Source organism: Pseudomonas sp. 20P_3.2_Bac5, assembly GCF_025466035.1.
Taxonomy (GTDB): Bacteria; Pseudomonadota; Gammaproteobacteria; order Pseudomonadales; family Pseudomonadaceae; genus Aquipseudomonas.
The window spans coordinates 1-14130 of sequence record NZ_JANLOA010000034.1 but is presented as its reverse complement, the minus strand read 5'-3'; the positions used below and the strand labels follow the sequence as shown (position 1 = coordinate 14130).

General features: G+C 63.4%; 12 protein-coding genes. 3 read left to right on the top strand and 9 right to left on the bottom strand.

Features of this window, described 5'->3' with window-relative positions; all coding sequences use genetic code 11:
* The 3 genes from NTD88_RS05995 to NTD88_RS29110 form a co-directional block, all read left to right on the top strand.
* Window positions 1–1528, top strand: a 1528-nt coding sequence (locus NTD88_RS05995; RefSeq protein WP_262153923.1) for a T6SS effector BTH_I2691 family protein, incomplete at its 5' end; no start/stop codon positions are given.
* Entirely contained in the window at window positions 1528–2712 is a 1185-nt protein-coding gene (locus NTD88_RS05990; RefSeq protein ID WP_262153924.1) for a DUF6708 domain-containing protein, read from the top strand. The genes NTD88_RS05995 and NTD88_RS05990, both read left to right, overlap by 1 nt.
* Entirely contained in the window at window positions 2709–2972 is a 264-nt protein-coding gene (locus NTD88_RS29110; protein ID WP_410017258.1) for a PAAR domain-containing protein, read from the top strand. Before NTD88_RS05990 ends, NTD88_RS29110 begins: the two co-directional genes overlap by 4 nt.
* Before the next feature lie 6 nt (window positions 2973–2978).
* Here the strand turns inward: NTD88_RS29110 and NTD88_RS05985 are convergent, their stop codons facing one another.
* The 9 genes from NTD88_RS05985 to NTD88_RS05945 form a co-directional block, all read right to left on the bottom strand.
* Entirely contained in the window at window positions 2979–4022 is a 1044-nt protein-coding gene (locus tag NTD88_RS05985; RefSeq protein ID WP_262153925.1) for a GlxA family transcriptional regulator, read from the bottom strand.
* Between the two features lie 284 nt (window positions 4023–4306).
* Window positions 4307–4513, bottom strand: a complete 207-nt coding sequence (locus tag NTD88_RS05980) for a DUF3079 domain-containing protein (protein WP_262153926.1) — start codon at window positions 4511–4513, stop codon at window positions 4307–4309.
* A gap of 224 nt (window positions 4514–4737) precedes the next feature.
* Entirely contained in the window at window positions 4738–6420 is a 1683-nt protein-coding gene (locus tag NTD88_RS05975; protein WP_262153927.1) for a hydantoinase B/oxoprolinase family protein, read from the bottom strand.
* Window positions 6417–8468, bottom strand: a complete 2052-nt coding sequence (locus NTD88_RS05970) for a hydantoinase/oxoprolinase family protein (RefSeq protein WP_262153929.1) — start codon at window positions 8466–8468, stop codon at window positions 6417–6419. Before NTD88_RS05970 ends, NTD88_RS05975 begins: the two co-directional genes overlap by 4 nt.
* Window positions 8469–8523: 55 nt before the next feature.
* A complete protein-coding gene (locus NTD88_RS05965) occupies window positions 8524–9237 on the bottom strand; it encodes a TorF family putative porin (protein WP_262153930.1) in 714 nt (237 codons plus the stop codon).
* Between the two features lie 156 nt (window positions 9238–9393).
* Window positions 9394–10689 (bottom strand): purine-cytosine permease family protein, encoded by a 1296-nt coding sequence (locus tag NTD88_RS05960; protein ID WP_262153931.1) that lies wholly within the window; start codon window positions 10687–10689, stop codon window positions 9394–9396.
* Window positions 10690–10841: 152 nt separating this feature from the next.
* Window positions 10842–12617 carry an aminopeptidase P family protein gene (locus NTD88_RS05955; RefSeq protein WP_262153932.1) on the bottom strand — a complete coding sequence of 592 codons (1776 nt, stop codon included), beginning with the start codon at window positions 12615–12617 and terminating at the stop codon, window positions 10842–10844.
* On the bottom strand, window positions 12617–13156 hold the full coding sequence (locus NTD88_RS05950; RefSeq protein WP_262153933.1) for a peptidylprolyl isomerase: 540 nt from the start codon (window positions 13154–13156) through the stop codon (window positions 12617–12619). The genes NTD88_RS05955 and NTD88_RS05950 overlap by 1 nt, the downstream gene beginning before the upstream one ends.
* 133 nt (window positions 13157–13289) lie before the next feature.
* On the bottom strand, window positions 13290–13778 hold the full coding sequence (locus NTD88_RS05945; protein WP_095156755.1) for an Lrp/AsnC family transcriptional regulator: 489 nt from the start codon (window positions 13776–13778) through the stop codon (window positions 13290–13292).
* Window positions 13779–14130: the final 352 nt, after the last annotated feature.

Here is a 14130-nt window from a genome sequence, read left to right as displayed (position 1 = left end):
CGAGTCCGAAAAAGAGTCGGCCTTCAAGCCGTACCAGGACAGGCTGGACTGGAAAGCCAAGGAGCGGATTCAGGCCGAGTTTGCCAGAGTTGATCGCAAGGCCCAGGAGGAAATGGACAGACGCGGGGACGACCATCTCGCCTGGCTGGACAGCGAGATGCTGGAACAGGCGCTCGACGTCTACGACCGTCATCAACCGGTCTGGGGGCAGGCGTTCGCGAGCCAGATTGCCCTGTGCCTGCTCGGCATGAACGGCAGCAGCAAGGGCGCAGCGAAGCTGGCGTCGTGGTGGTCGGACACCAGCATCACCAAGCGTAACCTGGCGTGGCGCGCCTTGGCCGGCAACAGCATAGATATCGAAAGGGAAACCCGGGAGGCCTTGGCCGGCGCGAAAGCGGCAGCCAACGATCTGACCGCAGACAACCTGATCAATGAACTGGGCGCCGCCAGTAACTGGTTTGAAAAAGTCATCGACCTTTCCATCAAGGCGGATGCGGCCGTTCAGGCGACGATCGTGACGAGTGCCTATCGCTGGTTCGATCCACGGCGGCTGTCACTGACGCTATCCATGTTCGCCTACCTTCACCAATACATGCTGGCGCTGCTGCCTGCCAATGCGCTGGATCGCCGGCTGTTGAGCCCGATGCTCGGGTTCATTCATGCGAGGCTCGGCGAGGTGACGATCCGTCTGCGGATGAGTGACCTGGCCGCGGCAGGCCAGACGGCCAACCGGAACAGGGTGGCAGGCCAGGTGAACTCGCATATTGGCCGGGTGCGCGACACCCTGATGCGAGAGTTTCAGAACGGCGGCGGCGGGCAATTCAAGCAACTTCGAGGCGGAGTTCTGCTGGCGATGATCGAAGGCATCGTTCTCGGCGTCAAAGCGTCGAAGAAAGATGAAGGCGAGAAGGAGTACCTGGAGTATCAGGCAGCCATTCTGATCACCAGTGCCGCTGGAGTCGAGTTGACTGCGATTGGTGTTGCGTCGGTTGCGAGTCGGTATGCATCGACGGGTGTTGTCGGGCGGGGGGCTGCGATTTCGTTGGGTGGGTTGCGGTTAGGCGGTGGGATGCTGGCGCTGGCAGGAGGCGTGTATATGGTGATGTTGGATGTAGATGACATGGCATCATCGTTTAAGAGCGAACGTCGTGCTCTTGGCTATGCCTACCTAGGTCGAGCCGTTGTGTCTGCCGGAATATCAATACTCGCATCAGTTGTTTCTATCTCCTATAGCGCTCCACTACTGCGTTGGGTTCTCGGCGCCAATAGCCAGTGGGGGGCGCTTTTGTTTTTGGAAAACCTGGCCGCATCCCGATTAATACCTTTGTTTTTGCGTCTAATCGGAATGGGGACATTGGTAACTCTCGCGCTGAGCATCGTGATCATGCTGCTTACACCAGAAGAAATGGAAGAGTGGTGTTTGCATAGTTGCTTTGGGAAGCGAATGCCTGGGAGCTTTTTCAAAGCGTACAAAGACCAGAAGACGGAACTCGAGAAGCTCTATCAAGCGCTTAAGGCGTTGAGCTGATGTACCTTCTGGAGTTTATGATTTGGTATGTCCAGACCTCTTCAAAGGAACGTGGAAATTGGGATAGAACCTTCAAAAAATATATTGCAGATAAGCGTGCTGGGAAGTTTGGGCAAGACGAAAATCTGACTCGCATTCAAGATTCTGTCAGTGAAGATCCATGCGCAGATGGCTCAATTTATACCTTTAATGACAACTGCATTGAATTGCACGCCGGAACTTCTCAAGGGCGCAGAGGCGTTCTGACTTACATTTCATTTCTACTTTTGTATTTGCTCGCTGAGTTGATTTACCTCTCCTACTGTCTTGGTACCGTATGGCTTACGGGGGTTCAGTACTGGACGAAAAACTCAGCAGTTACAGGGAATTACGTTGATGGTGTTTTGGTTCCATCAATAACTTTGGGTGTAATCATTATTATAAGGCTCTACGTCTGGCGCTTTATTAGCTGGGAAAACTTCGTTCAGCGTCGACTGCTGATTCGCTTCAATCGGGTGACGCGACAGGTGTACTTACACCGCCCACGTTACGCGGGGGGTATTACTGTACTTGACTGGGAGCAAGTTTCACCTCAGGCGACTGTTGGGGAAGACGAAGCTGCGAATATCGGCAGGCAACTTATTTTGGTCTGGGATCCCACGGTTACCGGCTTGCCCCATCTTCACCTAGTATTCGTCGGCAAGACGGCCGATGGCACCAGCGATATTGTCAACTTGTGGGAATTCATTCGTCGCTACATGGAAGAAGGCCCGCAATCGGTACCTGCACCGAAGAAGCTGCTCGGAAAGGTGCCATGGCCGTGGCTGTCAGTAATGGCGTCCTTGAGTTTTTTCAGGCCGCTGTGGCGCGCGGGGCTGCGTTGGCAGGTCGCCTGCTGGGTGGCTCTGGCTTCCCCTGCTTTGGCATTGTTAGCCGTGGGCCACTGGATATCGCTGCTGCTGTGCTGGGAACCTCGCTGGCCGCGTATGATTCGTGAGGCTGGCCTGCCAGGAAAGCCAGTTCCGCCATTATCTACCGCTGCTGACTGGCCACCGCTGCCCAAGGTGGAGCCCAGAAAAAAAAGGCCAAGACGTGCACGAACGTCATCCAGGAGTGACCACCAGTCGGCTGAAAAAGAGCCGCCGACAGTTGCTGAATCCCCCACCGACCTTGGGCCCGAAACTCATCGGCAGACATTGAAATGACCCTTCCCTTTATCGTTCTAGGTGACACCAGCAGCCATGGTGGCACTGTGCAGAGCGCAACTACCGGGTTCACCGTCAATGGTATTGCCGTAGCGGGAGATGGCGACTCGTTTGAATGCCCGCTGCACGGGACAGTCGCGATTCAAGCTACCGGGCGCGGGATGCGAGGCAATGGCAAAATTCCCGCGCGGCATGGCGACACCGCCGTCCGGGGAGCCAGCCTGATTGCCTCCCAGAAGGGAATCACCTGGTCTCTTTGACCCTAACTAGGATGCGCTCTTGCCCTTCCCCCCCTTCACCAACCCATGGCGAATCTCCTTCGACGGCCCGTAGCCATAAAAGGACGCATAGCACTTGCTGAAATGACTCGGCGAGACGAAGCCGCAGGCCAGCGCTACGTCGATCAGTTGCAGGTCGGAATGCTGCAGCAGCCTCCGACTCTCGGTAATCCGCAGTTCTAGGTAATAGCGCACGGGCGTGGTGCCGAGTTGGGTCATGAACAACCGGCCGATCTGCCGTTTGGAGCGGCCGACGTAATGGGCCAGTTGATCCTGGCTCAAGGGCTCTTCGATGTTGGCGCTCATCAGGTTGATGGCTTCGCGCAGCGGCTCGCTCATTTTCTCGTGCAGGGTCGGCCGCGCGCGACGGTAGCGGGACTCTTCGAAGGCAAGAATATCGACGATGGCGTCCACCATGCCCCGACCATGCAAGGTGTTGATCCACTCCAGGACCATGTGGAACGCACCCGCCGGGCTCGCGGCGGTCAGGCGGTCGCGGTCGACCATGTAGCTTTCGCTGGTGACCTGGCTGTCCCTGGCGATCTCGGCCACCGCGCCACGGTGTTCGGGGTGCACGGCGCAGCGGTGGCCATCGAGCAGCCCAGCCTGGCCGAGGAACCACGCGCCATTCCACAGGCCGGCCAGCGCCACCTGCTTCTCGGCGGCACGCAGGAGGATCTGGGTCAGTTCCGGGATCGGCTTGAGCACCGTGCGCAAGCCGCCGCATACCACCAACAGATCCAGATCGTCCAGGCTCGCGGCATTCAACGGGGCGTCCGGGCAGATCACCAACCCCAGGTCGCTGACCCGAGAACCGCCATCGAGGGTAAAGGTGCGGGTGGTGAAGGATGCCGCCTGGATCAGGTTGGCGGTCACCAGGGTATCGAGGGCCTGGGTGAAGGCCGGCAGGGAAAAATGCTCGAGCAGGATAAAACCGACCCGGCCCTGAGCGATGGTCGTCTGCCCTTTCTCGCCCGTGAAGCGCAGGTTGGAGCCCTGCAGGGCATCACTGAAATGCCTTCTTTCAACCACGTCGCGGCCTCGTTCGATCTTGTTCTGGTGTAACCGGAGAGGTGGCGGAAACCGCAACGCCGGCGTGCATCGTTGGCATGATGCACGCCGGCGCGGCGCTTATCCAACAGGCATTGTGGGAATTTTCGGGTTGCCGCACGTCCGCGTCGGCGCTGCAAGGCCCGGCGGGATAGCCGGTCGAGCAGCAGGGCCACGGCGATGACGAAAGGGCTGGAAGTGTGCAGCGCGGGATGATCGCCCAGGGGCCGATCTACGCCATCACCCGCGCCTGTAAAGATCGGGTTTCAGGGCGACGGGCTCTTGTCGCCGGCGTCCGATGGCGGCAACCCCCAATCGCCCTGCTCATGCCAGTCGTCACCGAAGGTCTCGGCCGGGTGCATGGTGCGGTCGGCGCCATTGCCGCAATCGAGCTTGCTGGCGGCGCAGTAGCGGTCGCACCCCCAGCAGACCCGCTCGGGGTGTTTGGGAATGAGGGGAAAGGGTTTGGCCATGGGGACGCCTCCTGTTCCGGGCCTTGGCGATACACCACGCTAACCCGCGCTGACCGCGAGGGTCTTGATCCGGGTCAAGCGCGCTGTTGCAGGCGCCGACGGTGGTAAGGCGGGATGTTGGGACAGGTGGATCTTCGCCAGGGCCTCATCGCCGGCAAGCCGCCTCCCACACAACCCATGGGAGCCGGCTTGCCGGCGATGAGGCCCTGGAAAGCCGTGGAAATCTAGACCGCTCCTATCTGCCCCGGATAATCCCGCCGCGCCTGCTCCAGCGAGATATACCCCGCCCGAATATCCGCGCGGATCGCCTCGACGCTGCGTTCCGCCGCCGGCCCCCAGCCGCCGCCATTGGCGGTCGCCAGCCGCAGCAGATCGCCCTGCTCCAGCGGCACGCGGTTGGCGCGGCTGAAGCGCTGGTTCTGGCCGTCTGTGCGGATGATTTCGGCGAAGTTGCACGATCCCTCGCCCCCGCCATCGATCCCCCACGGCGGGGTGATGCCGCGGCCGAAGAAGGTCGAGATCCAGGCTTTGCGCGAGAGGATCCGGTAGTCCAGGCGCACGCCGCGCCCGCCGGTGTGGCGCCCGGCACCGCCGTCCTGGTCGTGGAAACCGTAGTGCTCCACCAGCACTTCGTAGCAGCGCTCGGTCAGTTCCACCGGGATGTTGCTGGTCTCGCCATTGCCCACACAGAACTGGCCGCTCTCGCCGTCCTTGTCGTGGCCGGCGCCCCAACCGCCCACCAGCGGCTGCACCAGCAGGTATTCCTCGTTGGTGTGCGAGTCGCGGCCGTTCAGCACCATCGAGCACACCGAGCCGAGCTGTCCGGCGATCAGCCGGTCCGGCAGCGCCAGGGCCAGCGCGCGGCGCACCACGTCGGCGGCGGTGACCATGGATTCGAAGTACGCCGACACCGGCGCCGGGCGCTGCGCGGTGCAGATGGTCCCCGGCGGGCAGATCACTTCGATCGGCCGGAAGCAGCCGGCATTGGCCGGGATACCGGGGCGCACGACGCCCATGAACACTTCGCGCACCGCCGACTGCAAGCCGCACAGGGTGTTGTTGATCGGCCCCTGGGCTTGCAGGCTGGAACCGGTGAAGTCGGCGACGAAGCGCCCTTCGCCAATTTCGACCCGCACCTTGACGGTGAACGGTCCGTTGCCCAGGCCGTCTTCGTCGATCACGTCTTCAGCATGGAACACACCTTTGGGCAGACCCTTGAACGCCGCCAGCACCATGGATTCGCCGTGTTCAAGCAGGCGTTCGATAGCCTCCAGGGTGGTGGCTTCGCCGTATTTGCCGACGATAGACAACAAGCGCCGTTCGCCCACCCGCAAGGCGGCGGCGCAGGCGTGCAGGTCGCCGAGGGTCATCTGCGGCAGGCGCACGTTGGCGGCGATGATGTCCACCAGCGCCTGGTTGATGCGGCCCTGATCGTAGATGCGCACGGTGGGAAACTGCAAGCCCTCCTGGTAGATCTCCGAGGCGTCGGCGCTGAAGCTGCCGGGGTCCTTGCCGCCGACTTCGGTCCAGTGCGCCTTGTTCGCGGTCCAGGCCAGCAGGCGGCCTTCGTGGAACACCGGCATGATCATCGACACGTCTGACAGGTGCGTGCCGCCACCGGCATACGGGTCGTTGGTGATGAACATGTCGCCGGGACGGATCTCGGCCAGCGGGAATTTGTCGAGCACGCTGCGCACGGCGCCATCGAGGGTGCCGATGAAACCGGGGATGCCGTTGCCCTGAGAGATCAACTGGCCGCGAGCGTCGGTCAGGCCGATGCCGTAGTCCAGCGCCTCGTAGATGATCGGGCTCATGCTGGTGCGCTTGAGCGCCAGGAACATTTCTTCGCCGATGGCCACCAGGGCGTTCTTGATGATTTCGCGGGTGAACGGATTGGCCGTGCTCATGGCGCCAGCTCCTGGACGTTGATGTGGATGTGAAGACCGCCGTAGGCATCGACTTCCAGCCGCTCGGCCGGGCCCATCACGGTGGTGGTGGTGGCTTCTTCGATGATTGCCGGGCCGTCGATGCGCATGCCGTGGAGCAAAGCCGAGCGCCGGTACAGCGGCGTCTCCAGCGGTTGCCCCGGTTCGAACTCGACGCGGCGATGACCGAACAGCGCCGCGGCGGCCGACGGCTCGTCGGTGCGGCCGATGGGGTTCATCGGCGACTTCGGCACCGCGCCGAACGCCACCAGGTGCAGGTTGACCACTTCGATCGGCAGGTCGAGGCGGAAGGTGTAGGCCTGTTCGTGTTGGGTGTGGAAGCGTTCGAGGATCGCCTCCAGTTCAAGGCCGTCGAGCATCACCTTGACCGTGTGTTCCTGGCCGCTGTAGCGGGCGTCGATATGCCATTCGAAACGCAGGGTGTCGCGGGCCATGCCGTCTTTGCCGAACTCGGCCACGGCCTCGCCCTGAAGGCGTTCGAAGGCGGCGGCGAGGCCGGCCAGGCGCGCGTCGTCGAGGCCTTGCAGGTAGGTCTGGATATAGTCGCGGCGGGCGTCGAGCATCAGCATGCCCCAGGCCGAAAACACCCCGGCGAACGGCGGGATGATCACCTTCGGAATGCCCAGTTCGGTGGCGAGGGCGCAGGCATGCAGCGCGCCGCCGCCGCCGAAGGCCATCAGCGCGAAGTCGCGGGGGTCGTGGCCACGGTTGACGGAAATCAGCTTCAGCGCGTTGACCATGTTGGCGTTGGCGATCTGCAGCACGCCATGGGCCAGCAGGCCCGGCGACACGCCGATCTGCTCGCCCAGCCGGGCGAAAGCGCGCTCCACGGCGTCGAGGTCGGGGGTGATATGGCCGCCGGCGAAGTCGTCCGGGTTGATCCGCCCGGTGTAGAGGTTGGCGTCGGTGGTAGTCGGCGCCTGGCCGCCACGTCCGTAAGCCACCGGGCCGGGCCGCGAACCGGCGCTTTGCGGGCCGACCCGCAGGCTGCCGGCGGCGTCGATCCAGGCCTGGCTGCCGCCGCCATTGCCGATTTCAACGATGTCCACCACCGGGGTCATGATCGGGTAGCCGGCGCTGACCGCGTCTTTTTCGATCACGTAGTCATTGCTGATCTCCACCTTGCCCTGGTGGATCAACGAACACTTGGCCGTGGTGCCACCGATGTCCAGCGCCAGCAATTGGCGCTCGCCGATCAGCTCGCCATAGGCCTGGGCGCCGAGCATGCCGCCGACCGGGCCGGATTCCACCAGGCTGATCGGGTCCTGGCGCGCGGCGCGGACCGGCGAGATGCCGCCGTTGGATTTCATGATGAACGGCTCGGGCCGCAGGCCGCGCTCGCCGAGGTGGCGGGACAGGTTGTCGAGGTAGTCGCGGGTGGCCGGCATCACATAGGCCGAGAGCACGGTGGTGTTGGTTCGCTCGTATTCACGCAGCGCGCGGCTGACCTGATGCGAGGCGATCACCGCGACCTGCGGCCAATGCGCCTGCACCGCAGCCATCAGTTGCTGCTCGTGTTGCGGGTTGCAGTAGGCGTGCAGGAGACAAATGGCGATGGCCTCGACGCCCTCCTCGCGCAGGCGGTCGAGCATGGCCGGCAGCGGATCGAGGTCCAGCGGCGTGAGCACGTCGCCGTGATGGTTGAGGCGCTCGCTGACTTCGAGGCGCAGGTGGCGCGGCACGAAGGGCGGCGGCTTGCGGTAGCGGGTGTTGAAGATGTCCGGGGTATTGCCGCGGGCGATCTCCAGCACATCGCGGAAACCGCGGGTGGTGATGAGCGCGGTCTTGACGCCCTTGCGCTCGGTCAGGGTGTTGATCACCACGGTGGAGCCGTGGGCGAAGAAACTGATGTCGCGGTAGTCCACCCCGCTCTTGGCCACCGCATCAAGCAGGCCCTGTTCGAACTGCGGCGCGGTGGTGTCGGCCTTGACGGCGTTGATCACGCCGTCCTGCAGGTACACCAGGTCAGTGAAGGTGCCACCGATATCGGTAGCCACACGGATTGTCATAAGTCCTCCGGCAGTGCTGCAAAAGCCGGCAGCCCACGGGCCGCCGGGGCTGTTCTCAGAATGTGTGGGAAACCGCGAAGATCAGGCGGCCGTCGTTGCGCAGGTATTCACCGTCGTTGTAGAAGCGCCCGGACAGGTCGGTGTCGACCCAGCTCAGCTTGGTGTCGATGGGGCCGAAACTGCGCTTGAGAGCGACTTCCCAGGTGGTGTATTCGTGGCCGCCGGTCTCGTCGCGGCGGCGGTAGTAATCGCCATAGGCGTGCCCGGCGAGGAAGGTCAGGTTTACGTCCAGCGGCAGGTTGAAGGTGTAGTCGGCGGCGAGGTAGCGCGAGGCGCGGGACGAGCTGATCAGGTCGGGGGTGTAGTAGAAATACGTGTTGAAGTTGCCATAGCCGAGGCTGGCGCCGACCTCGGTGTAGTTGATGTTGTAGTTCGTCGAGGGGAACGAGTAGTAGTAGCCGATCACCCCATAGCGCAGGCCGTTCTCCAGTTGGCCGTTGTAGCCGCCGTAGAAATCCCATTCGATTTTGGCGCCGTCATCGTAGGGATCGCCGCTATTGAAACTGTCGGTGCTCGACGCCCAGGTGCCGACGAAGGCGCCGCTGTCGCCGGCCCAGTCCAGACTCAGGCTCAAGGCGGGTTTGTTGCCGGAGTAGCCGATGCCGCGGGTCTGGTATTCGCTGGTCAGGGCCAGGGTGCTGGAAATGTCAGCGTGAGCGAGGCCGGCGCATCCGAGGGTGCTCAGCAAGACGAAGGAAATGCGTTTCAAAGGATCTGCTCCTGAACTTCTTGAGGTTGTTATTGGCGTTGGGTTGGCAGAAAAAAGGTCGAATCAGGCCGCTAAACGTTGTTATGGGCATCTCGCGGGCATGGCTTCGCCCGCCGGGGAAAAATCCCCGGAGTCAGAACGCTTGCAGGTCGGGTGTCAGCGGCTCGGGTGCGAGGCCGGCGCCAGGTTCACGGGAGCGAAGCGGTACAACAGCAAGTAGGCGAGCAGCGCCACCAGCAGCGAATCCACGGTGGGTTGCGAGGTCAGGGTCCAGCCCTCGAACGAGGTCATCCAGGCGATCCCGCTGGCCAGCGCCCAGCTCGCCAGCGCCGGCCAGCCGAAGGCTTTCGAACGGGCCAGCTCATCGAGGTCATAACGCTGCCGGCGCACCACGAAGAAGTCGGCCACGTAGATGCTCGCCAGCGGTGGAATGACGATGCTCAGGGTCATGATGAAATCGAGGAAGTGACTCATGAAGCCGCCCACCGCCAGCGCCGTCGCCACCAGGCTGCCGGCCAGGGTGAGCTTCCAGCTCGCGGCGCGGTTGACCGTGGCCAGGGTCAAGGTCGCCGAATACAGGTTGGCGGTGTTGGTGATCCAGGTGGAGAACACCAGTACCGCGAGGGCCGGCAGCAACACGCCGAGGGCCGCCATGACCAGCATGATTTCCGACTGGCCGGTGATGATCGACAGCACCCCGCCCACGCTCAGCACGAAGGGAAAGCCCAGCGCCATGCCGAGAATGGCGATCAGCGCGTCCTTTTCCGTGCGGGCGTAGCGGGTGAAGTCGGGCATCAGCACCGGGGTCAGGATCACCATGCCGATGGTGCTGGCGATCACCAGTGCCAGGCTGTCGCCCGCGCCGGCGAAGCCCGTCAGTTGCCCCGGCACGGTGCGCTGCAGGCCCAGGTACAAGGCGAACAACATGAACGCCGCCATCAGCGGCACCGACCAGATCGACAGCCGGTCCAGGCCGCGCAAGCCATAAATGGCCATCAGCGTCATCAGCACGCTGCCCCAGACGCAGTGCAACCAGGCCGGCGTGACAATGCCCCAGGCACTTTGCAGTGCGCTGGCCACCGTGCTGCCGAAGATATCCGCGGTGGCGGCGTAGAAGCCCAGCAGGGTCACCGCCATGGTCAGGTTGATCAGCTTGGCGCCGTGGCGACCGAAGGAAAACTGCAACACCATGTAGGTGCTCAGACGAGTCCGCACACCCACCAGCGCCGTCAGCGCGCAGAGCACCCCGAGCAGCCCGCACACACCGATGAACACCGCCAGCGCGGCGGAAAAACCGACTTTCTGGGTCACGTCCGCGCCCAGCCAGAACACCGGCAAGGTCATGCCGATGCCCAGGGTAATCAGCGCCAGCCCGACCCCGGAGACGGTTTCGGACTGGGGGACGGGCCTTCGATCGTAGCCCTCGGGAATCACTTCTTCATTGCTGCTCATGCTCGCCTCTAGACCGGCTGTGGTTCTCTCCCGAGTACGGGATGAACCGATTATTGGAATTGTGTCAGGCGCTCGCGAACGCAGGAAACATGTTGCCAGCCCGGCGGCGCGCTAACTGCGCTTTTGCCGGGCCGTGGAAAAACAATCGGCGGTTATCGGCCCTCAAACGGCAAATTGTTCACGCCGGTCTGCCGCGCCAGCCAGGCGCCGATCTCGGGCTCCAGCAACGGGCTCAGGCTGGCGTGGACCTGGCGGTGATAGTCGTCCAGCCACTGCGCCTCGGCCTGCGTGAGCATGGCGCGGTCGATCAGCTCGATGGCCAGCGGCGCCAGGGTCAGCACCCGGAACGCCAGGAACCGCGGATGCGCCTCGCACTCGACTACCTCGTAGAGGTTTTCGATGCGGATGCCCAACTCACCGTCCAGATACACCCCGGGCTCGATCGAGGTGACCATGCCGACCTGCAAGGCCACGTCGCTGGCGTGGGGCGCGATGCGCTGCGGGCCTTCGTGAACATGGAGATAACTGCCGACCCCATGTCCGGTGCCATGGCCATAATCCAGGCCCTCGCGCCATAACGCCTGGCGCGCCAAGCTGTCCAGGCGCTGGCCGCTGGTGCCGGCGGGAAAGCGGCAACTGGCCAAGGCAATATGCGCCTTCAACACCGTGGTGTAGAGAAAGCATTGGCGACCGCTGGGCGGACTGCACGCCAGCACCCGCGTCACATCGGTGGTGCCTTGCGGATACTGGCCGCCGGAATCGATCAGCAGCAGTTCGCCCCAGGCCAGCTTCGCCGCCCTCCCCGGCTTCGGCAGGTAATGCGGCTGCGCGCCATTGGCGCCGGCGGCGGCAATGGTGTCGAAGCTCACACCACGGTAGTCGGCATGCAATGAGCGCCAGCGCTCCAGCGATTCCACCACCGACAGCTCGCTCTGCCCGCGAAAGCGCTCGCAACGGCAGTGGAACTCATAGAGAAACCGGCACAGCGCCACGCCATCGATGCGGTGCGCCTCGCGCATGCCGCGCAGTTCGGCGGGCTGCTTGCAGGCGCGCTGGAGCAACAGCGGGTTTGCCGCCTCATGCAGAATGCAGCCTGCCTGCTGGAATTGCCGGTACACGGCGGCGGTGCAGGATTGCCGGTCGATCCACAGCTTTTGCCCGGCGCGCCGGGCAATGGCCGGGTACAGACTGTCCGGCGACTGCACACTCACTGTCGCCGGCAAGCCGTTGTCCGGCAGTTGCAGGCGCTCGGGCTCGATGAACCATTCCAGCCGACCCTCGGCGTCAAGCACGCCGCAACTGAACGGCAGCGGCGCGATGGCGATGTCCTGTCCACGGACGTTGAGCAGCCAGGCCAGCATGCCCGGCGCCGGCAGCCACAAAGCGTCGCAACCAGCCTCGCGAACGGCGACCGCCAACCGCTCCAGCTTGGCCTCGGCGGTCATCCCCGCGTGTTCAAGCGCCCAGGCAACCACCGGGCTGTCGGGCGCTACGGGCCGATAACGCCAGCACGCCTCCACGGGGTTTTCCGTCAGCTCCTGCCAGTGCAAGCCGGCCTGCCGTGCCAGCGCCTGCCAGCGCGTGCATTCGTCGATGCTGTGCAAGCGCGCATCACAGGCGACGCGCGCCCCCGCCGCCAACTGTCCGCGCAACCAGGCAAACAGCTCGCCATCGTCCAGCGCAATCACCTCGAAGTGCTTGCCGCATTCCTGCCGCGCCTGGCGGGTGTAGCGACCGTCCACCATCAGCGCCGCCGCGGAAGCGGTCACCACCGCCAGCCCGACGCTGCCGGTAAAACCGCTCAACCAGTGCAGACGCTCATCGGCGGGCGCCAGGTCTTCATTGAGGAACGCATCGCTGCGCGGCACCAGAAAGGCGTCGATACGCCGCCGGGCCAACTCGCCGCGCAACAGCTCAAGGCGCTCCATCACAAGCTCCGCGTCTGGCGGAACGCCCGAAGAATGGCGATTTCCTCGTCGGCCGCGAGATATTCTTGCGCCCCCGCGCTCGCCCAGATCGCCTCTACCACGTCCATCCCCGCACACACTTGGCCGAACGCGGCGAAGCCCAGCCCATCGGGATGACGCGCACCGCCGTGATCGAAATGCGGCTGATCGCCGATGCACACGAAGAAGTCGCCCTCGGCGCTGTCAGCAGCCTCCCGCCCCAGCGACAACGTGCCGTGACGGTGGCTCAAGCCCGTCTGCGCGGTGGTTTCCAGGGTAATCATCGGCAGGTTGTCCGCCGCCAGCGGCCGCGTGCCGCCATGGATCACGCTGATCCGCACCGGGTCCTCGGCCTGCTGGTTGTCCGGGTTGACGATCCGGAAGATGCTGCTGCCGTCGTAGCGACCACTGTCCACATAGGCCAGGAAGTTCGCCACGGACAACGGCGCGCGCTCAGCGAACAACTCGACGGTAAAGGCCCCGAGGGCGGTTTCCAGGGTGACGAACACAGAGGCGGACATCGCGGTTCTCCTTTGGGAAAAGACCGCTATTGTCCGTAGCCGCGACAATGCAAAAGGTCGAGTTGCCGCCCGTGGACGGCAGTTGCTGCGGGATATGCGCGGGTTTAGCGCAGATTGTGCAGGCGCAGCGAACTCACTCGCGCCAGATCAGGTTCTCCAGTGGGTAGCCGGCAAACCACTTGGTCTTGTCGAGGATGATGTTGCTGCTGATCTTGAGGATGTTGGGGTTCTCGTCCAACAGTTGCTCGCAGAGGGTGTTGAAATCCGCCACGGTGGAACAGGTCGCCAGCGCGATGTAGTCGTACTCGCCATCGACCTTCAGGCAGTCCACCAACTCGCGGCGCTTGGCGACGAACCGCTCGAACTGCACCCGCAGGTGCCCGGCGTGGTCGCGCAGGCTGAACATCACGTAGGCCATGACATTGATGCAAATGGCGTCGAGGTCGATGGAGGCCATGTAGGCCCGGATGTAACCGGCGTCTTCCAGCGCCTTTGTCCGTTGCAGGCAAGCGCTGGGCGACAGGTTGACCTTCTCCGCCAGCTCCAGGTTGCTGATGCGTGCGTTGTTCTGCAGGTTTTCCAGGATCGCCCGGTTGATGCGATCCAGCTTCACTTTTTTCATGCTGCCCCTGTGGTCATTCCAGGTTACCCCGGCGGGCGGGGTAAGAATTTGTGTCAGATTGGCACAGGGGCGGGGTTCTGAACAGATTGCGATTGGCGGCTCGGCCCTGCGTCCGTGTCGCTGCACGCCCTCTCCGGGGCTTGCTATCGCGGCGGCGCCCCACACTTGCCCTTTTCCAAAACCCGACTTGTGCAATCCGGGATTTATCCCCGCCTCGTCTGTTCTTACTCTGGCGCCAGGCAATCCAAGAACAACAACAAGGTCCGATGCCATGCACTGCTCTCGCCGAGACCGCGTTCCATAAGCGCGGCTTGCTGACAGGCCGCCCCGCGCTAATGCCTGTCAGTCAAAT